This window comes from Micromonospora sp. CNZ296, from assembly GCF_007827635.1.
In genome coordinates, this window is sequence record NZ_VISW01000015.1 from 1 (window position 1) to 18787 (window position 18787).

General features: G+C 69.3%; 20 protein-coding genes, 1 tRNA gene and 3 pseudogenes. 10 read left to right on the forward strand and 14 right to left on the reverse strand.

All coding sequences use genetic code 11. From position 1 onward, the window contains the following. Positions 1-91: 91 nt before the first annotated feature. Together FB455_RS23360 and FB455_RS23365 are read right to left on the reverse strand one after the other, a co-directional pair. Entirely contained in the window at positions 92-1174 is a 1083-nt protein-coding gene (locus FB455_RS23360) for an NAD-dependent epimerase/dehydratase family protein (RefSeq protein WP_013473494.1), read from the reverse strand. 37 nt (positions 1175-1211) lie between these two features. Next, positions 1212-1511 (reverse strand): hypothetical protein, encoded by a 300-nt coding sequence (locus FB455_RS23365; protein WP_030273491.1) that lies wholly within the window; start codon positions 1509-1511, stop codon positions 1212-1214. 183 nt (positions 1512-1694) lie between these two features. On the opposite strand from FB455_RS23365, the gene FB455_RS23370 reads away from it, so the two are divergent. After that, positions 1695-2078: a DUF6223 family protein gene (locus FB455_RS23370; RefSeq protein WP_013473492.1), complete on the forward strand. Its 384-nt coding sequence runs from the start codon at positions 1695-1697 to the stop codon at positions 2076-2078. 66 nt (positions 2079-2144) lie between these two features. Here FB455_RS23370 and FB455_RS23375 read toward each other — a convergent pair whose 3' ends face one another. Together FB455_RS23375 and FB455_RS23380 are read right to left on the reverse strand one after the other, a co-directional pair. Beyond that, positions 2145-2807: a response regulator gene (locus tag FB455_RS23375; RefSeq protein WP_013283505.1), complete on the reverse strand. Its 663-nt coding sequence runs from the start codon at positions 2805-2807 to the stop codon at positions 2145-2147. Continuing rightward, positions 2804-3970, reverse strand: a complete 1167-nt coding sequence (locus FB455_RS23380; protein WP_145754968.1) for a sensor histidine kinase — start codon at positions 3968-3970, stop codon at positions 2804-2806. Before FB455_RS23380 ends, FB455_RS23375 begins: the two co-directional genes overlap by 4 nt. Positions 3971-4101: 131 nt before the next feature. Between FB455_RS23380 and FB455_RS23385 the strand changes: the two genes are divergently transcribed. Next, positions 4102-4173 (forward strand) — tRNA-Lys (locus tag FB455_RS23385). Between the two features lie 84 nt (positions 4174-4257). Here the strand turns inward: FB455_RS23385 and FB455_RS23390 are convergent. From FB455_RS23390 to FB455_RS23410, 6 genes and pseudogenes are all read right to left on the reverse strand, one after another. After that, positions 4258-5477: pseudogene (locus tag FB455_RS23390) on the reverse strand (tyrosine-type recombinase/integrase). Continuing rightward, positions 5477-5674, reverse strand: a complete 198-nt coding sequence (locus FB455_RS23395; protein WP_145754969.1) for a MerR family transcriptional regulator — start codon at positions 5672-5674, stop codon at positions 5477-5479. Before FB455_RS23395 ends, FB455_RS23390 begins: the two are co-directional and overlap by 1 nt. Further along, positions 5671-6276, reverse strand: coding sequence for a replication initiator (locus tag FB455_RS34870; protein ID WP_486481568.1), 606 nt, complete (start codon positions 6274-6276; stop codon positions 5671-5673). Before FB455_RS34870 ends, FB455_RS23395 begins: the two co-directional genes overlap by 4 nt. Next, a pseudogene (locus FB455_RS34875) lies at positions 6273-7456 on the reverse strand (replication initiator). Before FB455_RS34875 ends, FB455_RS34870 begins: the two are co-directional and overlap by 4 nt. A 774-nt stretch (positions 7457-8230) precedes the next feature. Then, positions 8231-8698, reverse strand: a complete 468-nt coding sequence (locus tag FB455_RS23405) for a DUF2335 domain-containing protein (protein ID WP_145754970.1) — start codon at positions 8696-8698, stop codon at positions 8231-8233. A gap of 1738 nt (positions 8699-10436) precedes the next feature. After that, the gene (locus FB455_RS23410) at positions 10437-10838 is read right to left on the reverse strand and encodes a GntR family transcriptional regulator (protein ID WP_069088172.1); all 402 of its coding nucleotides are present in this window, start codon (positions 10836-10838) and stop codon (positions 10437-10439) included. A 372-nt stretch (positions 10839-11210) separates the two neighbouring features. Between FB455_RS23410 and FB455_RS23420 the strand changes: the two genes are divergently transcribed. The 4 genes from FB455_RS23420 (at position 11211) to FB455_RS23430 (ending at position 12964) form a co-directional block, all read left to right on the forward strand. After that, entirely contained in the window at positions 11211-11429 is a 219-nt protein-coding gene (locus FB455_RS23420; RefSeq protein ID WP_069088171.1) for a flavin reductase, read from the forward strand. Next, positions 11426-11599 (forward strand): hypothetical protein, encoded by a 174-nt coding sequence (locus FB455_RS34375; RefSeq protein ID WP_186466431.1) that lies wholly within the window; start codon positions 11426-11428, stop codon positions 11597-11599. The genes FB455_RS23420 and FB455_RS34375 overlap by 4 nt, the downstream gene beginning before the upstream one ends. Before the next feature lie 317 nt (positions 11600-11916). Beyond that, a complete protein-coding gene (locus FB455_RS23425) occupies positions 11917-12288 on the forward strand; it encodes a hypothetical protein (RefSeq protein WP_145754972.1) in 372 nt (123 codons plus the stop codon). 109 nt (positions 12289-12397) lie between these two features. Further along, positions 12398-12964, forward strand: a complete 567-nt coding sequence (locus FB455_RS23430; RefSeq protein WP_145754973.1) for an NUDIX hydrolase — start codon at positions 12398-12400, stop codon at positions 12962-12964. Here FB455_RS23430 and FB455_RS23435 read toward each other — a convergent pair whose 3' ends face one another. Beyond that, the gene (locus FB455_RS23435; RefSeq protein ID WP_145754974.1) at positions 12965-14386 is read right to left on the reverse strand and encodes a helix-turn-helix domain-containing protein; all 1422 of its coding nucleotides are present in this window, start codon (positions 14384-14386) and stop codon (positions 12965-12967) included. Positions 14387-14903: 517 nt separating this feature from the next. Between FB455_RS23435 and FB455_RS23445 the strand changes: the two are divergent. The 4 genes and pseudogenes from FB455_RS23445 to FB455_RS34885 all read left to right on the forward strand — a co-directional run. Further along, positions 14904-15215: pseudogene (locus FB455_RS23445) on the forward strand (hypothetical protein); the annotation flags it as partial. Beyond that, on the forward strand, positions 15212-15448 hold the full coding sequence (locus FB455_RS23450) for a hypothetical protein (protein ID WP_145754975.1): 237 nt from the start codon (positions 15212-15214) through the stop codon (positions 15446-15448). The pseudogene FB455_RS23445 and the gene FB455_RS23450, both read left to right, overlap by 4 nt. A 61-nt stretch (positions 15449-15509) precedes the next feature. Next, complete coding sequence (locus tag FB455_RS34880) at positions 15510-15770, forward strand: cupin domain-containing protein (protein ID WP_486481566.1); 261 nt, start codon at positions 15510-15512, stop codon at positions 15768-15770. Between the two features lie 93 nt (positions 15771-15863). Continuing rightward, positions 15864-16028, forward strand: coding sequence for a hypothetical protein (locus FB455_RS34885; RefSeq protein ID WP_486481567.1), 165 nt, complete (start codon positions 15864-15866; stop codon positions 16026-16028). Between the two features lie 15 nt (positions 16029-16043). Here the strand turns inward: FB455_RS34885 and FB455_RS23460 are convergent, their stop codons facing one another. The 3 genes from FB455_RS23460 to FB455_RS23470 all read right to left on the reverse strand — a co-directional run bounded on the left by FB455_RS23460 (position 16044) and on the right by FB455_RS23470 (position 18672). Continuing rightward, positions 16044-16343: a hypothetical protein gene (locus tag FB455_RS23460; protein WP_186466432.1), complete on the reverse strand. Its 300-nt coding sequence runs from the start codon at positions 16341-16343 to the stop codon at positions 16044-16046. Positions 16344-16474: 131 nt separating this feature from the next. Further along, positions 16475-17953, reverse strand: a complete 1479-nt coding sequence (locus FB455_RS23465) for an endo-1,4-beta-xylanase (protein ID WP_145754976.1) — start codon at positions 17951-17953, stop codon at positions 16475-16477. A gap of 290 nt (positions 17954-18243) precedes the next feature. Then, positions 18244-18672, reverse strand: coding sequence for a winged helix-turn-helix transcriptional regulator (locus FB455_RS23470; protein ID WP_013283488.1), 429 nt, complete (start codon positions 18670-18672; stop codon positions 18244-18246). Positions 18673-18787 lie beyond the last annotated feature (115 nt).

The window sequence follows — 18787 nt, forward strand, 5'->3', positions numbered from 1 at the left end:
CGGACAAGCCGACGAATCCCCTAGAAGACACCCAAGGTCAGTCAGAGGGTGAGTCAGACCGGCCGGGTGACCCGCTCCCACATCATCACTGTCAGTAGGGGTTGGGGTGGCCCGGGAGTTGGCCTCTGGTCAGGGCTGCGGGCCGCCCCGGAAGCGCCGGATCCGGGGACAGCGGCGGGGAGCCGGTCCCGGCACGAGTGGCCATGCCGGCGAACAGCTCCTTCAGCGCGGTCACCGTGTCGATGCTCGGGCTCCACCCGAGTTCGGTCTCGGCGCGGTGGCTGGACATCAGCGGCACGTTCAGCGCCAGGTCGACCCACCCGGTGTCGACGGGTTGCAGCCGCGCCCGCCAGGTCAGCGCCGCCGCGGCACGCAGCACCGGCGTCGCCACCGGCAACGTCCAGCCGTGGAAGTGCCGGGCCACCAGTTCCGGCGTCAGCACCGGGTCGGCCGCCACGTTGAAGGCGCCGCTCGCATCACCCACGACCGCCCGGGCGTACGCGTCCGCGACGTCGTCGGCGTGCACCGCCTGCATCCGGAGTCGCCGGTTCGACGGCACCAGCGGAATCCGGCCGTACCGCAGCAGGCGCACCGGCACCAGCGGGCCGAGGAAGTACCGGCTGATCTCCGTACCGGCCTCCCGCTGGAAGATCAGTCCCGGCCGCAGCCGTACCACGCGCAGCTTCGGGTGCTCCCGCTGTACGCCGTCGAGTAGTGCCTCGACCTCCGCCTTGTCCCGGCTGTACGACGACGTCTCCACACCGGTCGCCGGCCAGTTCTCGCTGACCGGCTGGTTCTTCGGGCCGGGCGCGTAGGTGCCGACAGATGAGGCGTACACCAGGGCCGGAACGCCGACCCGGACGGCGGCCTCGATCACCGCGCGGCTGCCGCCGACGTTGGTCCGGTAGAGCGTGCGGCGGTCGTGGCTGGGCTGGATCTGCCAGGCCAGGTGCACGACCGCCCGCGCCCCGGCGAAGATCCGCACGAGTTGGTCGGCGGCACCGGGTGCGCCGATGTCGCAGGAGTGCCACTCCACGTCGTCGTACGGTTCACCGGCGTCCGGTCCAGGCAACCGGCGGGCCACGCCGACCAGTTCGGTGCCCGCCTCCCGCCGCAGCCGGCGCAGCACTGCCGTCCCCACGTTGCCGGTCGCCCCCACGATCACGATGCGCATGACGGGTGCGGTACCCGCTGAACCGGGCAGCAACCGCTCACGGACGGGGGTTCGTCCGCACCCAGCCCCTCTCGCGGTCGCGGCGACCGGCGGTGGCGGCCAGGCAGCGCGGGCAGAGCCAGCCCTCCGGGTCGGCCTCGGTGAGCACGTCGGTGCCGGAGTAGTCGAACGGCACGTGCGGGAAGCGGCGCAGCCGGGTCCGGCTCAGCGGCAGCCCGCACAGCGTCTGGTTCCGGCCCGGCAGCCAGGCGTGCACCTCACCGCCGGGGCGGCGTACGCCGTCGTCGCCCGGCACCTCGCGGGACGCCGCCACGGCGGCGGTGCTCGTGACTCGCATGGTCGCCCAGGTTCCCCGGCCGCCGCCGTTCACGCCTGGCGGCGACAACCCCTGGGGTACGCGGGCGCAGCGCGTACTCCCGTGGTGGTAGCCCGATCGACGACTCCGGGGCGACGACCGGCGGCGATGCCCGTCCATACGCTGCCGCCGTCACCACTTGCCGCGACCCGAGGGAGTCCCAGAATGTCCATCCGTCACCTGCTCGCCACCACTGTCGTCGGAGAGTTCGCCCCGGCCGCGCACACCTCGCTCGCCGCCGGGGGCATCGGCGGCTCCGGGCGGGCCGGCGCCACTGTCATCGCCCTGGTGGGCCTGGCCAGCGTGGTCGTCGGCGGGCTGGCACTCAGCCGCTCTCGCCGGGGGCCGGGCGAGGGGCGGGTTCAGGCCCTGGTGGCTGCTGCGGCCGGACTGGTCAGCCTGGTCCTCAGCGCGTGGCATCTGGCGCTGACCACCGAAGGACTCGGCAGCGGTCAGGGGCGTGCCGGTGCGGTCGCCGGTGTGGCGTTGGGGCTGATCGGGGCGGTGCTGGGCGGGCTGGCGCTGGCCCGTTCCCGTCGCACCGCCTGACCGGCCGCCCTCTTTGTCCCGGCCGCTCGTTCCGCCCGAGTCGCTCGTTCCGTCCCGGCGGCTCGCTCAGGAGGCGGTGAGCCAGCCGGGGACGGTGAGCCCCGACTCGTATGCGAGCACCACCAGCTGGGCCCGGTCCCGTACCCGCGTCTTGGTCATGATCCGGCTGACGTGCGTCTTCGCGGTGGCCGGGCTCAGCACCAGCCGGGCCGCGATCTCGTCGTTCGACAGGCCGGCGGCGACCAGGGCGAGCACCTCCCGCTCCCGCTCGGTGAGCGCGTTCAGCCGGGGGCCCGGGTCGGGGTGCCGGGTCCGGGCGGCGAACTCGGCGATCAGCCGGCGCGTGACGGCCGGGGCGATCAACGCGTCACCCCGCGCCACCACCCGTACGCCGTGGATCAGCTCCGCCGGCTCGGTGTCCTTGACCAGGAAGCCGCTCGCGCCGGCCCGCAACGCGCCGTAGACGTAGTCGTCCAGGTCGAACGTGGTCAGGATGATCACGCGGGCGTCGGTGCCGGCGACGATCTCCCGGGTGGCGGCCAGCCCGTCCAGCAGCGGCATCCGGATGTCCATGAGGACGACGTCCGGCCGTAGTTCCCGCGTCAGCCGTACCGCAGTGGTGCCGTCGGCGGCCTCGCCGACCACCTCGATGCCGTCCTCGCCGTCGAGGATGGAGCGGAAGCCCGCGCGTACCAGAGTCTGGTCGTCGGCCAGCAGCAACCGGATCATGTCGTCTCCCCCTGTGCCGTGCGTGGCGCCGGGACCGGCAGCGGGACGGGCCGCAGCGGTAGGCGGGCCCGCACCAGGAAGCCGCCGTCCGGGCCTGGCCCGGTGGTGAGCGAGCCGCCCAGCGCCCGGGCCCGCTCGCCCATGCCGAGGATCCCGTTCCCGGGCGGGCCGGCGGGACCGGCGCCGTCGTCCGCCACCTCCACCAGCACCTCGTCGCCGTCCGGCACGACCCGGACCACCGCCGTGGTCGCGCCCGCGTGACGGCTCACGTTGGTGAGCGCCTCCTGGACGATCCGGTACGCGGACAGATCCACCTCCGGCGGCAGCGGCCCGGTCTCCGTCACCTCGGTACGCACAGTCAGCCCGCGCCGCCCGGCCGCCGTGACCAGCTCGTCGAGGCGGTCGAGACCGGGCGCGGGCCGGTTCGGCGTCGTACCCTCCTGCCGGAGCACGCCCAGCGCAGCCCGCAGCTCGCGCAGCGTCTCCCGGCTCGTCTGCTTGATCACGGTGAGTGCCTCCGCCGACCGCTCCGGATCGGGCCGGTGCAACGCGGCGCTCGCCTGCACACTGATCAGCGACAGGTGATGGCCGAGCAGGTCGTGCAGCTCGCGGGCGATCCGCAGCCGCTCCTCGGTGGCCCGGTGGCGAGCCTCCTCCTCCTTGCGCTGCTCCGCGGCGAGCACCCGGGCCTGCACCTCGGCGAGATAGGCCCGCCGGTTACGGGTGACGCCGACGATGACCGCGACCAGCCACCCGGCGTGCAGCAGCGTCGCGCCGTTCCCGCTGACGCCGGTCCGGGTGTAGCTGTCGGCGACGGCGAACGAGACGACAGAGGCCAGGCCGAGCCCCACCGCGACAGCGAGGTACCCCTCGTCGACGACCGTGTACAGCGCCACGACGAACACCAGCATGATCGGCCCGGGCCGGTGCAGCAGAGCCCCGTACGCGGCGACAGCAGCCAGCGCCACCAGCCCCACGGCCACCGGGTGTCGCCGGCGCAGGTAGAGCGCTGCGGACGAGGCCAGGACGACGAGCAGCGCGACGAGTTCGGCGGTGGTGTCGATGCCGTCCGACTGCATGATCAGGCCGAGCAGGGCCACCAGGGCGACGGCAGGCACCACTGCGGCTTCTGCCTTGGGGCCGTGTCGCCGCCAGCTCGACATTGCCGAAGCGTAGCGGTCCGCAGACGCAGCGGAGGACCCCGTAGCGGCGTCGTGGCGTGCCGGAGCGTGGTCGGGAGGGTCGGTGCGCGACGCACGCCGGGCTGATCGGGTTCGGGTAACCTGTGCCGTGCGGGCCGCTAGCTCAATGGCAGAGCTGTGGACTTTTAATCCATAGGTTCAGGGTTCGAGTCCCTGGCGGCCCACTCCGCTCCAGCTCAGCGGCCCTTTGCGGGGTCGCTGTCTTTGTCAGCACGCCTCGTACAGCAGCGAAGTACAGCAGTAGCGCCTCACCGGTCCAGTGCGCTGCCGAGCCGCTTGAGGGCGTCGCGGGTGGCCGCCGAGGACACCACCGTGTAGATCTCCATCGTGATGGCGAACTGCGCGTGCCGGAGGATCTGCATCGCCACCCGGGGGTGCACGTCCAGGTCCGCCAGGAGCGAGGCGCAGGTCCGCCGGGCATCCCTGACGGTGATCCGCCGGACTCCGGCCGCGTCACAGCGCCGGTCCCAGAAGCGGTTGAAGTTGCGCGGCTCGACTGGCCGCCCGTAGCGGGTGGTGAAGATCAGGTCTGAGGGCTGCCAGGCCGGACCGGCGGCGTCCCGGGCGGCAGTCTGCGCGGTGCGGCGGCGGTCGAGCGCCACAGTGCAGATGTCCGGCAGCGGCAGGGTGGCGTCCGAGGCAGCCGTCTTCGTCTCCCGGTGCAGCAGCTCGGCACCGACCCGCTGGAGCTGCCGATCGATGGTCAACTCCCCCGTGTCGATGTCGACGTCAGCCCAGGTGAGCCCCAACATCTCGCCCTTGCGCAGACCGAGCACCAGGACCAGGACGTACGCGGCGTAGAGCGGGTCATCGTCGGCACGGGCCGACTCCAGGAACCGCCGTGCCTCGTCGCTCGTCCACGCCTTCCGCTTACGCTTCCGTACCGGCGGCAGCTTCACCAGGGATGCGACATTGCGGGAGATCAGCCCTTCGGTGATCGCCTGGGACAGCAGCGTCCGGAGCACGGTCCGCAGGTGCGTGACGCTGGTTGCCGAGGGCAGATCCTGGCAGCAGCGGCCGAGGGCGCAGCAGCGACGCTGGGCCGGCTTGCGCCGCTCGTCCTTGCCCTGGGTGCAGCACTGGCAGGTCCGCCCGACCTCGTTAATCCAGGTCTGCACATCGCTGACGCGGAGTTTGTCGAGGCGCTTCCGGCCCAGCCCCGGCACGAGGTAGAGCCGGACCACCACCTCGTAGGTGACGTAGCTGCCGGGGGCGAGGTTCGGCTTGACGACTTCGCGCAGCCAGTAGCCGGCGTACTCCCCCACCGTCGGGAGCGGGTCGCCACCGGGCCGGCCTTGGCCTGCCCGTGGAGCTTGATCCACTTGTCGTGGACCTCCTCGCGGGTCTTGCCGTAGACCCACTTCCGGCCCCGCTTGCCGTCGGGCTTCTCGACCCAGACGTACGCGGCAAACCCGTTCCGGTAGGGGAAGATCGAGCCTTCGCCGTTGGCCCTTGCGCGTCCAGGCATCAGGCGGCCTCCTGGCGTTCGACCTGGTCGCGGATGTAGTCGTCGACCCATTCGGGGAGGATCCGGCGGTATTTGCCGTCCTTGATGGAGCGCAGTTCGCCGGTGGCGATCTTCATTTTGACCTTGGAGATGCCGAAGCCGGGCAGCACGGCGACCTCGGCGGGCGAGTACCAGCGGGGGCGGAGGTCGTGGGTCATGCGGCGGCTCCGGTGAGCCAGGCTTCGTGGGCGAGTTCTTCTCGGCCGATGCGTCTGCTCTCGCGCCGCTGGCGGGCGGCGGTGTTGGCGAGCAGGGCGTCACCTTCGGTGAGCCAGCCGGAGCCGAGGTAGGTGAGGGTGCCGACGCTGATCGTGTCGGCCGGTTCGTCGTCCTCTTCGCGGCGGTAGGTGGTGCGGGTGGCGCGGAGTTGGCCGAAGGTGACGGAGTAGCGGCGGGCTTTGGTGAGGAAGTGGCCGCCGAAGCCGAGCATGTGCGCCCAGCGGCGCAGCCCGGCGTAGACGTTGGGTTTGGCGTCAAGGATGCCTTGACGGTCGTCGGCGGTTGCGGCGCCGCCGGTTGTGCCGGTGTGGGTGGGGCGGCCGAGGTGCCAGCAGGCGTCGATGAGGCGTGCGACGTGGTCGCCTCCGGGGTCGGCGTAGTCGTCAACCGTGGAGGGGGTGAGTCGGGTGGAGGAGTGGCCGGTGGCTTCGGTGGCCTTGGTGGCGTACTTGGCGAGGTAGGCGGCGACCTTGGCATCGGTCAGCTCGCCGTCGCTGCTGTTGATGCGTTTGACGTCGACCTGCTCGCCCCAGGCGATCAGCCAGCCCTGCGGCTGGTCGGGTGCGAGGGTGTGGTGACGGTGACCTGCCGGGCGGCGGCGTGGATCGCGTCTTCCAGGTCGTCAATGGTGATGCCGGCCGGTGGCGGCACGAGGGCGTCCGGGTCGTCGGGGTCGACGCCGTCCAGGCGCAGCAGGACGTGGAAGTGCACCGCTGCGCGGCGTTGCATCTCGGCGACCTTGCCGTGGGACACCCGCACGGGCGGCACCCAGCGGACCTTGCCGGAGGCGGTGACGACGCCGGCCTTCGGGATACCGCGTCGACGGCACGTTGCGGCGACGTGGCGTTCAGCGGCTTGCTTGGTGCGCCGCCACAGCTCGCCGGAGAAGTAGTTCCAGACGACCTGGTGGGCGTGGTCGTAGCAGTCGAGGCACAACGGCTGGCCGAGCCGCGGATCGTCGGCGTCGTGGCGGGCGAAGCACGACGTGAGCTGTCCGTGCGGGCAGGTTCCGGCGTTGCTGCGGGCGCGGCAGGGGGCGGGTCGGCAGTCGCAGCGATGCCGGGTGCGGCAGGTGTGGTTTGGGACGTGGCGGTGGTGGACCGGGCCGAAGGACGGGGCGGTGAAGGTGACGAAGACGACCGGGTGTCGGCGACCGAGGCGGGGACGCCCTTGCCGCCGGTCAGGCCGCGACAGACGACTTGGTAGGCGTCGCCCTGGTAGACCCAGGCGCAGTCCGCGCACGCCGATTCGCGGCGGTTGCCGCACGCCTTGTACAGCGTCCGGTCGGGCAACTCGTCGGTGTGCTGCTCGCTCAGGATTCGGCCGGTGTTCCGGTCGACGGCGGCGATGGTGCCTGTGAGGCGGATCGGGCGAGCACAGCCGCCGGCGGGGCGGGTGTGCTCCAGCCAGCCGGAGAACTCCGGCGATGCGGCGCGGTGCAGGGCCTGGGCGTCACGACCGGCGGCGAGGCCGGGGCGGTAGGCGGTGAGAATGGCTGTCTCCTCTTGCGGGGGGTGGCAGGGACGGGAGACAAAGCACCACCAGCCGTGGACGTAGGTCCGCTGGTGGTGTTCGTCGTGTCTCCTGGCACCGCCGAGAGGGCGGCTGACGCCGGAGGGCGGAATCGTGGTCGTGCCACTTCCCGCCGATCGGTCATGTCCTTTCACGCTCGTGAACTCGGTGATGAGGGCCGGCACGGGTGGGGAGCCTGATATCGGCATCCGGCGGGTTTGCCGCAGGCTGCCCCACCCGCGGAGGTGTGCGAATCCGGGCCATCGTGGACGGCAGGCAAAGGCCGTGCTGGGCCGATCAGCGGATTCGGAGAGCCGCCATAGCGGCCGGTTCGATCGAGAGCCGACGGGACATGGCCCGCATCAGCGACAGGACGGCCGCTCGGCATCTCAGAAGTCGAGTCCAGCGATCCGGCAGGAAGGCCGCGCTGGCGTGCTCGACGAGCGCCAGAATAGCACCGGGTACCGACACGTCAACCCGTCGTGACCTCTTGCGCCGGGGCGGGAAGGCCGGCTGCCGGCCGGTGTGGGAGGACTTTCTGTACGTCTATCAAGGCGGCCCTTGACGGGCCGCACGCGCCGCCCCCTGGGCGCGCGCTGGCCGCTCCGCTGTCGCTCTGCGGCCGTCACGCCTGACGCCCGGCGGCTGGCGCGGAGAGCGGGAAGCCCGGTGGGCCGCCGCAGAACGGCAGACCGTTGACGGGTGGTGGTGTGCCGGCAGTCGGCCAGGGCCGCGCGGCCACGAGCCCGCGCGACGTGGGGGAGAGCGCGCCGGCCGCGTCGGCGAGCTGGCGGCGGTCGCGGGGTTGCGGCTACTGCGCCTCCGTTGAGCGGCGAGTTATGCTACCGCCTATCCACACGCCCGCGACCGCAACCATCGATGCGCCGATCGGCGCAAGAATTCTTGCCACTTCCGCCCAGTTAGTCGCCACGGATCCCAGATTTCTCAGCTCTGCTTCGTCGCCAGGCTCTGCTCCGGGCAGCTCATGGCTCCTGCTTAGGCCTGCGAAGGAACGCCGCAACGATCAAGACGAGGCCGCCACCGCCGAGAATCGTTCCAGCAATTGGCTGCCCCTTATAACCGAGAAAAACGCCAGCAGCAATAGCCATCGAGGCGAGCAGGAATGCAAACCCCATCCCCGCCCATGCAAGAACATACTCGCGCCTATCGGCACGCTCTAAGCGCCATGCTTGGCGCTCGTCCATGCCGAGTCGGTGCTCCTGCTCCCTTTCCGCATATCTGAAAGCGCGCTCGGCCCCATTCTCGACAACAGCGTCGAGGCGCTGCAACTCATGGGATGGAACGAACGGTGAAGACCACTGCTCAAGTTGCTCCCGGCTCACTCGGAGGTCGACCAGCTCAACCTCATGGGGAGGATCGGGGTCGCTGCGAGGTGCGGGAACGACGCGCTGAATCTCGCCGACGCCAGAGCCGGCGGCGTCTTCCGTCATCGATGATCTCCGTCTGACGAGTCGCGAGGTTGGGGATTACTGGCATCTGCAGGAGCGGACCGCACTCCACTAATCCGTCCGTCAACCGCTTCGCGGACGGTGATGGAGCGATACTCCTCTTGAATCCTCGTGTAGGTTGACTCCATTTCGTCGAAGGTTGGAGTCGCCGTCTCGGCCGTCTCAGGATCGATGCCGGTGTACCAAACCCGCCCTTCACGGTCTGTCCACCGCATCGCAAGCTCGTAGTTGCCACCCTTGTCCAGGAACTCCCGCAGATAGGAGCCAGAGGTCTCGCGGGCTGTTGTCTTCAACCACCGCTCGCCTATGACGAGGCGAATGCCCTCAAGGATGTCGCGTCGGAGAGCGCGGAAGTCCCCACGGATTGAGTCTCGGTCGTGACTCGCGGGGGTCGCACGAATGGGGCCACGCGGACGACGGGCACGGTAAAGAGATCCGGAGAAGTCGCCCAGTCGTTGAACGCCCTCGAAGACTGACCTCGCCGACCCACGGTGCTTCGCCACAGTTGACCCCTCCCCTCGCCCGCGATGGTACCCGGGCCAGTCCATACAGACGAGCGTCACTGAAGGAGGTAGCGCGGCTCCACCGGCAAGTCATCTGGGTCGGGCCGTCCCTGGGCCGTCTGGGCCGTCGCCGGGCCGTCAAACGCCAACCAGGGATGACAAACGACGACCAGCACTACCCAAAGAAACACCAGCTCAGACACCAGATGTGGGCGTCTGAGCTGGTGGGCGACGGACGAGTCGACCTGTACGCCGGAGATCGTGGCATCGCCGGCCGGTCGGTGGCGGACTGGTGACGAGCGTCAGTGCTGAGGCACCTGGACTGTCGTTGGCATGGTCCCCGTTTCGATCTCACAGGGTAGGTACCAACTCCCATGATCCTTGTGCTCGGCAGTGAATGCCAGACGGATAGCCGAACCCCGTTCGAGTAGCCAGGACGCCTGCGTGTAACTCCTCATCCAGCGGCCAGGGTGGGTGTGCTCCAGTTGGTACGGCAGCTCCTCGCCGACCGGGAGACTCTGGTCGTACACGACCTGACGCCCCATGCCATCAGCCCGCGCATCGTCCGGCCCAGTGTGAGGCGTGAAGCGGTAAGGCCCCCAGACGTGCTGCTTGACCTCTTCCTGGGTCGGGCCGTCCATGTACTGCTGGAGCTCACCCTCACCTCGGCGGTGGTGGTCATTCCTGACGGTTACGGTAAGTCGATCTAGGCGGTCGAGCCCTGGCGGGCCAATCAACGCCACACGCAGGCGCACGGTGTCTTCAGAACCCGGGTTCAGGGGCTCGCACGTCACACGCAGCCGAGGGGAGAGCTCACTCTTGCGGCGCTCGCTCTCGATGGCGGCCATTCTGACGGCAGTCTTCCTCGACTGCCAGGCCGCGACGGCCGCGATAAGAGCGGCAGCGACAGCCGTAGCGCTCTGAACTGGTGCCCAGATGTCCAACGGTTCAGCCGATCGTGCGGAGGGGTGGAGGGGTGCTTGCGAGCGGTGATCGTGCCATCGACCGGGGACATAGATTCGTCCGCCACGCCGGACCGTACCGACTGACGCAGCCGGTGCGGCAAGATCGGCGTGGCAAGGCTGTCGACAGCAACAAGCCAGGACGCCGTCAGCCAGCAGCACCCCTGGCCGGACGGTTGTCCGAGGTGGGCGACGTGGCTGGACGCCCCCGGACGGCGCGCCCAGAACTTACAAGCGAGGGGTTATCAGCCGCTGCTACCGGCCGACGCGGATGCGATCGGCGGCGTACAGCTCGCGGGAACCGTCGGCACGGAAGATCACGATGACCGGGATGCCCTCGCCCATCTCCAGCTCGCGCCGCTCGACAGGGGTAGGCATCCGAGCAGTGGCGGTGTCGCCCTTGAGGAGCGTTACCGTCTCGGTTGGTTCGACGGCGCGAACGAACGTGCCGCGCGGCGGTTCCACGATTACGAGCCCTTCCGACCGGAGCAGTGCTACCGCTTGTCGGACGCTGGTGCGGCTCAGCCCGTACTCCTGAGCCAACCGCAGCTCGCTGGGAAGTGAAGCCCCGGGCGCCAGGTCGCCAGAGGTGATCCGGTCTCGCAGGAGGTCTGCGAGCTGCCGGAACACGGCGCGATCCGCACTCGGGTCGATCACGAAAGTGACGCTACGTGTCCAACAGCTCTACATCTTATTGTATCTACAGTCCTACGTCGTTACGGTGATGCGAGCTGCGGCATTGCGCTGAGCCGGTCTGCGGGAACACCCGCGACCTTGGTCGAGAGCCGAGGGAGGCCCGATGCCTCGCGTCTCGTACGAGGAGTACCTGATCGCCGTCGCGCTCACTATGGCCAGGCGGCACCGGCCGGTCTGGTCATGGGAGCGATGGCGGAGGGTCTGCCGTTGCGGAAGCGAGCTGCCCTGTCGTACGACGCATCGGATCCCGATCAATCGAGGCCACTGGCCTTCTGAGGACGACCGGCAAGACGCCCGACCAACGAACCAGGCGGCGGCGAAGGAGATGCGGAGATGACGACTCACCTCCCGGTCACACCGGCTTGGAGCTGCGGCGGCTGCGGTGCCGACTGGCCCTGCCAGACGCGGCGACGCGAGCTGCGAGCCGAGTACGACCGCGCCCCGGTGTCGATGGCTCTCTACCTGGCCGCCCAGCTCGTCGACGCCGCCCAGGACCTGGCCCACGTCCCCGCCGGCCACCTGCACCACCGATTCCTCGGCTGGACCCGATGAGCATCCTTCGGCCCGGGGACGAGAAGTTCCACTACAGCGACGGCTCCCACAGGTGGACCCCGCCAGACCTGGACTACGACCAGGAGGTCTGGGAGGAGCAGGTCCGCCAGCACAAGCAAGGCCACCTCAGGAACGAGCGCCCGAGGGTCCGCATCCAGCGGCTTATCTGATGCCAGCAGTACAGCAGCGAAGTACAGCAACCGTGCCAGCCGAACCAAGCCGAGAAGCGCGCCAGCAGGCCCGATAACCTCGCACCGCGCCCGACCCAGCCAGTTCGCCGGCAATCCATAGGTTCAGGGTTCGAGTCCCTGGCGGCCCACTTCGTTCCAGCTCGGCGGCTCTTTACGGGGCCGCTTTTGTTGTGCTCCGGGCCGGTGCAGCGGCGAGATGCAGCAGCGAAGTGCAGCAGTGAACCAACCGCCAGCCCGACCTCCGTGTCGGGGGTGCTCTCCTAAGCGGCAGCGGACCGAACAGATGGAGGTCGGCGATGCCGGACGAACCGCTCGTGCGCAATTCACGGTTGCTCGGCCTGTTCGTCGAGATCGTTCAAGGGCCCGAAGGAACCCTGCGGGCAGTCGAGACTGCTGGCCGTGGCATCACGGCAGAGGCGCGCTGCACACTGACAGTGGTCGCAGACAAGATGACCATTAGCACCGGCAGCCCAGCCGAGGCGCGTCAGAGAAGCCTCGCCTGCGCCGATCGACTCGTCGAACTTGGCGCCATCGAGGATGACCTGAGCGACTTGTGGTCCCGCCGCCGAGAAGGCGATCTTGATGAGGCCGCGTTTGAGGCAAGCCTCCTGCGAATAGTCATGCGTCTGGAAGCGTGGCCGCAATCCTGGCCGCCCCTGTCAGCCTGATAAGCAGGGTTCGTACCTCCGGCGCGGATGAACGGGCGGTCGGGACTGAGTCGAGTCGTCGGGGCACCGCTCGACAGCGCTCCGGCACCGCCGGTCGGATACTGGCCGAGTGACGGACGAAGTGGCTGGCAGGTCGACACGGTGGACGATTCATGGTGAGCGGGTCGTGGACGGCAGCCGGCGCTCCCGGTTGAGCATCGCAGATGTGGAGTTGCCGGACGGGGTCCGCTTCGAGCAGTACGTGATCCGGGCGCCCCGGTCGGCCATGGTTGCCGTGCTCGACGGCCAGGAGCGGCTGCTGCTGATGCGGCGGCACCGGTTCGTGTTCGACCGGTGGGTGTGGGAGCTGCCGGGCGGCTACGTCGATGAGGGCGAGGATCCGGCGAAGTGCGCGGTCCGGGAGGTCGAGGAGGAGACCGGGTGGCGTCCCGAGGCAGTAGAGCCGTTGCTGTCGTTTCAGCCTTGGGTGGCGACCGCGGACGCGGAGAACCTACTGTTCCTCGCCCGGGAGGCGGAGCACATCGGCGCCCCGGTGGACGTCAACGAGACCGAGCGGGTGGCCTGGATGCCGCTGGAGGAGGCGCGGCGACTCGTCTCCGAGGGTGAGATCGTTGGCGCCGGCACGGTGATCGCAGTATTGGAGTTGGTGGCGCGTAAGGCTCGGGGTGAGCTGTAGTCAGCGCCGTTGGCCGAGCGCCGCGTCGACCCGGGTGATGAACTGCCGTACTGCTGGCTCGCGACGGTGGGGTGTCAGACCGGTTTGCAGATCACGCACGTAGCGAACGGCACGGGCCGACCGTAGCTGCGCGGTCAGGGTGAGGGCTTCCGTCCCGATGGCGCTGGCACGTTCCGGCTCGCCGTGGCGAGCATGGACGCTGGCCAGCAGGGCGAGGTTGAACGCTTTGCCGCGTACGTAGCGCTCGTCCATCTTCAGCGAGCGAGCGGCGAAGCGCTCGGCTCGACGGTGTTGACCGAGCGCATGAAAGCAGTGGCCGAACTTGGCTGACAGGTACGCCTCGTCGAAGTAGCCGAGCCATTGCGGGTCGCTGCTGCGGTCCGCGCGGTCCAGGGCTTGCTCTGCTTGGTGAAGCGCGGCGGCGCAGTCACGTTCGTGGAGGGCGACAGCGTGAGCGTGGGCTTCCATGACCAGCGCTTCGGCAGTCAGGACGGTGAGACCGGCGCGCTGTGCCGTTTGCCGGGCGGCGCGGGCGAGGTCGATGCCCGTGGCGGCGTGCCCGAGGTAGGTGGCCTGGTGGCTCATCGCGGCGAGGATCTCGGCGCCCAGCCCGGCGTCGCCGGCCGTTCTGGCCAGGTCGAGGGCCTGAGTGAGGTAGCGCTGCGCGAGGCCGTGTTCGGCCATGTCGTACGCCTGCCAACCGGCGAGTTGGGCCAGTTCGGCAACGGCGGTGAGCAGTTTGCGTCCGGTCGCCGGGTCGTACCGGCCCTCGACCATCAGGGGTGTGACCTCGTGGTGCAGGAAGCGGGTGACGTTGTCGCGTGCGTGCCCGCCGCCGTACTGGTTGTCGAGTCGCCGGTAGGTGGCGGTCATCTGGCGGATGGTGTCGATGTCGGGTTGACCGACTGCTCGGCGCCCCTCCTGCTCGACGGGCTGCGCCGTGGTGGCGGTGAACCAGCGTAGGGCGGGCAGGGTGTATGCCGTGGAGCTGAACACTGTCTGGCGAAGCATGTCTCGACGGTTCACATCGCCTTCCCATAGCTGCGCGGCGGCCCGGACGTCCTCGCGCCAGGACCGGTTGGCCGGCACGTCACTGTGCCGACCGCGGAAGTGTTCCGCCATGGCCGGGCGATATGACCGCTGGCGGGGCGCGAGGCCCAGCGTCATCCGGGCGTCGTCGGGCATGCCACAACCGGTGGCGATCCGTTCCAACACGTCGATCGAGGTCACCCGCCGACCGGCGATGATGCGGCTGACGTAGCCCTGCTCAAGGCCGACAGCCGCACCGATGCGGGTTTGGCTCGCACCCGTGTGCCGGGCGAGCAGCCGGAACAGTGCGCCTATGTCACGGCCCGCCAACGCGGTGTGCACGTCCTCTCGCGACCAGAGGTCGTCAGGTATCCGGAGATTCCCCACCAGCACAACGGCTCCCAGCGTCGTCGGGCGACTACCCAAGGTGCTGAGTCCGGAGCCTACGGTCGGCGTACCGGCAGGTCGAGCCGGCTCATGTCACCGTGACATGACCTCTCGACATGGTCGCCGCAGCTCAGTCGGCGGAACCGTATCCGGCATGGATTTCGATGCCGATGACCCGAATGGCCTGCCCGAGTTGGACGCCGTCTCCGGCTCTGAGCGGGCAGGCTCGTGACGATGCGTGGCTACCTGGACCAGTTCTTCCGATGGCTGGCCCGGAAGCACGAGCCCTTACCACGGTCCCGGAGAGGGCAGCAGCACCAGGACGCCGAGTACGCGGCCGCTCGGCAGCGGCTACTCGACCACGCAGCACAGCTACGACGATCCCAGGGCGACCGAGGGCCGGCGCCGGACGTGCCGACGAAGCAGCGGTGAGCCGAATGGGCCTCGGCGGGATCGGCCGGATGCCTCCGGCCAGGCAGCACGTCTCGTACGAGGAGTACCTGATCGCGACGGCCCTCACTTTCGGCCGGAGGCACCGGCCGGTCTGGTCCTGGCGCAGATGGCTACGAGTCTGCCGCTGCGGAGCCGACCTGCCGTGTCGTGCCCGGCATCGAATCCCCATCAATCGTGGCCACTGGCCGGGACAGGACGCGCCGTGAAGGACGACCAGGAGCAGACGATCCTGGCCGTGCATCTCCGAGGGCTCGACGGCATGTGCACCGGCTGCCGGGCCTGGTGGTCGCGGCTGACTCCGTACCCGTGCTGGCAGGTGGAATGGGCGACCAGCCGACAGGCACGGACGATCACCGCTCGTTTCCTGGAGGGTGTGCGGTGAGCACCCACGGCCCGGTCATGCCGGTCTGGAGCTGTGGCGGCTGTAACCTGCCCTGGCCGTGCCCGACGCGGAAGCGCGAGCTGCGCGCGGAGTACGCCGACGCTCCGGTGTCGCTGGCCCTCTACCTCGGCGCCTACCTCGTGCAAGCCACCGAGGACATGCACTGGATGCCGGCCGGAGCGCTGCATCGGCGTTTTCTGGGCTGGACCAGAGAGGCCGATGAAAAGGTTTAGCGGTGTTCTCGGTGGCTATGAGGGGGATCGATCCGCAGACCGACGATCGAGGAGAGAACCGATGGCCAGCGGTGCGATCCCGTCCGACGATCCGACCCGTACCCTCGTCCACGCCCGTCCCGACGACCCCGCCCTCTCCCATCTCGCCATCGCGGGCGGCACCTACACGATCCTGGTCACCGGCGAGCAGACGGCCGGCCGGTACTGCCTGATCGACATGGGCGTTCCGCCCGGCGGTGGACCGCCTCCGCACCGGCACGACTTCGAGGAGATGTTCACGGTGCTCGACGGGGCGGTGGAGTTCACGTTCCGGGGCGAGTAGACCGTCGCGCGGGCCGGGGAGACGATCAACATTCCGGCGAACGCGCCGCACTTCTTCCGTAACTCGTTCGACCAGCCCGCGCGGCTGCTGTGCATGTGCACACCGGCCGGGCAGGACGAGTATTTCCTGCGCGTGGGCGACCGGGTGGACGGTCCCACCTCGCCGCCGCCGGCTCTCACCGACGAGGAACAGGCCGAGCGCCGGAACCGGGCCGCCGCGCTGGCCTCCGAATACCGCTCGGAGTTGCTTGTCCCTTGACCCGGCGGGCACGAGTCAGGCGTGCCGGGCGGCGATCTCTCGCAGGCCTTCGTGGAACGTGACCATCTCGGTGTCGCTCTGGTCGATGGTCCGCAGGCGGCGGGTCACGCCCTCAACGAGCGCTGCCGCGATTCGCTCGGCTCGATCCGGTTCCATGCCCGGCAGCCTCAGCAGGCCCATCGCCCGGGCGGGCCACATATGCAGCTCCAGGTCGTCGTCCTGGAGCATCCCGGCCGGCACCGACTCGATGATGTTCGTGTAGACGCGCCCCTGGATGTACCACTCCCGGTCGGCGTCGAAGACCACGATGACCATTGCCGTCTCCGCTCCCCCGTGCGGCCGCCTCACACACTCCGATCCAGCCTAATGCTCAGAGGCGCGACGAGCGGGCCCGGTGTTCGCGTCCACACCGGGCCCGCCCGTCGCGCGCCTTCCGTACGAGGAGGTCAGCTCGTCGCGACGAGCTGGAACCGCTGGTTGGCCTGGCCGTTGCAGTCGTAGATCTGCACCTGCTGGCCGTTGCCGGTGCCCCAGACGTCGAGGCAGCGGCCGGACTGGACTCCGGTGATGGTGCCGTTGGAGTTGACGTTCCACTGCTGGTTCGTCTGCCCGTTGCAGCTGTAGATCTGGACGGCCGAGCCGTTGCCGGAACCGGCGGCGTCCAGGCACATCGAGCCGTACACGGTCAGCTGCCGGCTGGAGGTGTACGTCCACCGCTGGTTGGTCAGGCCGTGGCAGTCGTAGAGCTGCACCCGGGTGCCGTTGCTCTGCGAGGAGTTGGGTACGTCGATGCACCGGCCGGACTGGTTGCCGACGATCCGGCTCGCGCCGTTGGTCGGCGGCGGCGTGGTCGGCCCGGCGGTCGGGGTCGGTCCGGCGGTCGGCGACGCGGTCCCGGTCGGCGTGGGGTTGGGCGACGCGGAGTTGAGGACGTTGAGGACCGAGGTGTACGCGGCCTTCTTGTTGCCTCCGCCGTCGAACAGCAGCGGGTTCTCGTTGGAACGCCACGAGTCGCTGTCGCGCACACCCCACACCGTGATGCCGATGCAGCGCGGCACGTTCAGACACGCCTGCGTCAGACCCGCGTACTGGCTGGTCGACGAGTTGGTGACGTCGACCTCGGTCAGCGCCACGTCGACACCGAGCGCGGCGAAACTCGACAGCGTGGTCTGGAAGTTGCCCGGCAGCGAGCTGCCACCGGTGAAGTGCGTCTGCAACCCGACGCAGTCGATCGGCACACCACGGGACTTGAAGTCCCGGATCATGTTGTAGACGCCCTGCGTCTTGCCGTACGACCAGTTCTCGATGTTGTAGTCGTTGTAGCAGAGCTTCACCGACGGATCCGCCGCCCGAGCGGTACGGAACGCCACCTCGATCCAGTCGTTGCCGGTGCCCTGCAGGTTCGACTGGCGGCGGCTGCCGTCCTCGTTGAACGCCTCGTTCACCACGTCCCACGCGGCGAGCTTGCCCCGGTAGTGGGCCATCACGCCGTTGATGTGGTTGATCATGGCGGTGCGCAGCGAGCTGCCGCTCAGGCGCTGCATCCAGGCCGGCTGCTGGGCGTGCCACGCCAGCGTGTGGCCGCGGACCTGGAGGCCACGCTGAGTCGCCCAGTTGTAGATCTGGTCGCCGGAGGAGAAGTTGAACTGGCCCTGGTTGGGCTGGAGCGCGTCCGGCTTCATCTCGTTCTCGGCCGTGATCATGTTGAACTCACGGGCCGCGATGGTGCTGTAGGTGGAGTCGCCGAGCCGGCTCGCCGCGATGGCGGTGCCGAAGTACCGGCCCGACTGTGCCGCGGCGGCGCCGAGCGTGCTCGCCGCCGCCTGGGCCAGGCTGGGCACCACGAGCGCGGCACCGGCCAGTGCCAGCGCGCTGGTGACGGCGGCCAGCACCACGCGGTGACTGCGCCTCGGTAGATGTTTCATGACACTCCTCTGCATATCGGACGATGATGCGCTGGCGATGCCCGGCTGGACGCGGATGAGAGCCGGCGGTGCGCTCACTCCCCGCGTCACTGCCCTGAAACTTTTCGAAGATGTACCGGTAACTTCCCTGGGAAGATATCCGCGACGGCACGATCGGTCAATGTCGATGTCAACGCGAACATGGACTCAACCGGCTGATCAGCGCGGGAGTCCATGCATGACCATGAGAGCGAAGCGCAACGAGAACCGGGACGCGGACCGAAAGTTTCGGAGAATCCCGGCCCGGCCGCTCAGCGATCGGCGGCGTCGTACCGCTCGCGGTTGGCGTGCACCTCGTCCATGTGCGCCTCGGCCCACAGCTTCATGCCGTACATCAGCCGGTGCAGCGACTGACCGAGGTCGGTCAGCTCGTAGGTGACTGTGACCGGCACGCTCGGCGTCACGGTGCGGGTGACCAGGCCGTCGCGTTCCAGGGACCGCAACGTCTGGGTGAGCATCTTCTGGCTGACCCCGGCCAGCCGCCGGGACAGCTCGGAGTAGCGCATGACCTGCGGCTCCGCGTTGCGGTCCGGGCCGTCGCGGCCGAGCGCCGCCAGGATCAGCGCCACCCACTTGTCGGAGATCCGGTCCAGGAGTTGCCGGCTCGGGCAGCCGGCGAGGAACGCGTCGTACTCCTCACGCGCCTGCGCCCGCTTCTCCGCCGCCGTCTGCGTCGGCATCGTCCGCGCCTCCTCCTACCCGGGGGTACCCAACGCACTCCGAAGTGCGTACTTCCCGAAAGAAAGTTACCCCTCCATCGTGGAGCAGGGCATTCCTCAAGAACAAGGAGACACC

Bases quoted from the DNA above. Each gene is read 5' to 3' on its own strand.
- FB455_RS23365 (WP_030273491.1), bottom strand. From the start codon at position 1,511: ATGCGAGTCACGAGCACCGCCGCCGTGGCGGCGTCCCGCGAGGTGCCG.
- FB455_RS23370 (WP_013473492.1), top strand. From the start codon at position 1,695: ATGTCCATCCGTCACCTGCTCGCCACCACTGTCGTCGGAGAGTTCGCC.
- FB455_RS34880 (WP_486481566.1), top strand. From the start codon at position 15,510: ATGGCCAGCGGTGCGATCCCGTCCGACGATCCGACCCGTACCCTCGTC.
- FB455_RS23425 (WP_145754972.1), top strand. From the start codon at position 11,917: ATGCCGGACGAACCGCTCGTGCGCAATTCACGGTTGCTCGGCCTGTTC.
- FB455_RS23405 (WP_145754970.1), bottom strand. From the start codon at position 8,698: ATGACGGAAGACGCCGCCGGCTCTGGCGTCGGCGAGATTCAGCGCGTC.
- FB455_RS23465 (WP_145754976.1), bottom strand. From the start codon at position 17,953: ATGAAACATCTACCGAGGCGCAGTCACCGCGTGGTGCTGGCCGCCGTC.
- FB455_RS23380 (WP_145754968.1), bottom strand. From the start codon at position 3,970: ATGTCGAGCTGGCGGCGACACGGCCCCAAGGCAGAAGCCGCAGTGGTG.
- FB455_RS23360 (WP_013473494.1), bottom strand. From the start codon at position 1,174: ATGCGCATCGTGATCGTGGGGGCGACCGGCAACGTGGGGACGGCAGTG.
- FB455_RS23375 (WP_013283505.1), bottom strand. From the start codon at position 2,807: ATGATCCGGTTGCTGCTGGCCGACGACCAGACTCTGGTACGCGCGGGC.
- FB455_RS23420 (WP_069088171.1), top strand. From the start codon at position 11,211: ATGACGACTCACCTCCCGGTCACACCGGCTTGGAGCTGCGGCGGCTGC.
- FB455_RS23460 (WP_186466432.1), bottom strand. From the start codon at position 16,343: ATGGTCATCGTGGTCTTCGACGCCGACCGGGAGTGGTACATCCAGGGG.
- FB455_RS34885 (WP_486481567.1), top strand. From the start codon at position 15,864: ATGTGCACACCGGCCGGGCAGGACGAGTATTTCCTGCGCGTGGGCGAC.
- FB455_RS34375 (WP_186466431.1), top strand. From the start codon at position 11,426: ATGAGCATCCTTCGGCCCGGGGACGAGAAGTTCCACTACAGCGACGGC.
- FB455_RS23395 (WP_145754969.1), bottom strand. From the start codon at position 5,674: ATGACCCACGACCTCCGCCCCCGCTGGTACTCGCCCGCCGAGGTCGCC.
- FB455_RS23470 (WP_013283488.1), bottom strand. From the start codon at position 18,672: ATGCCGACGCAGACGGCGGCGGAGAAGCGGGCGCAGGCGCGTGAGGAG.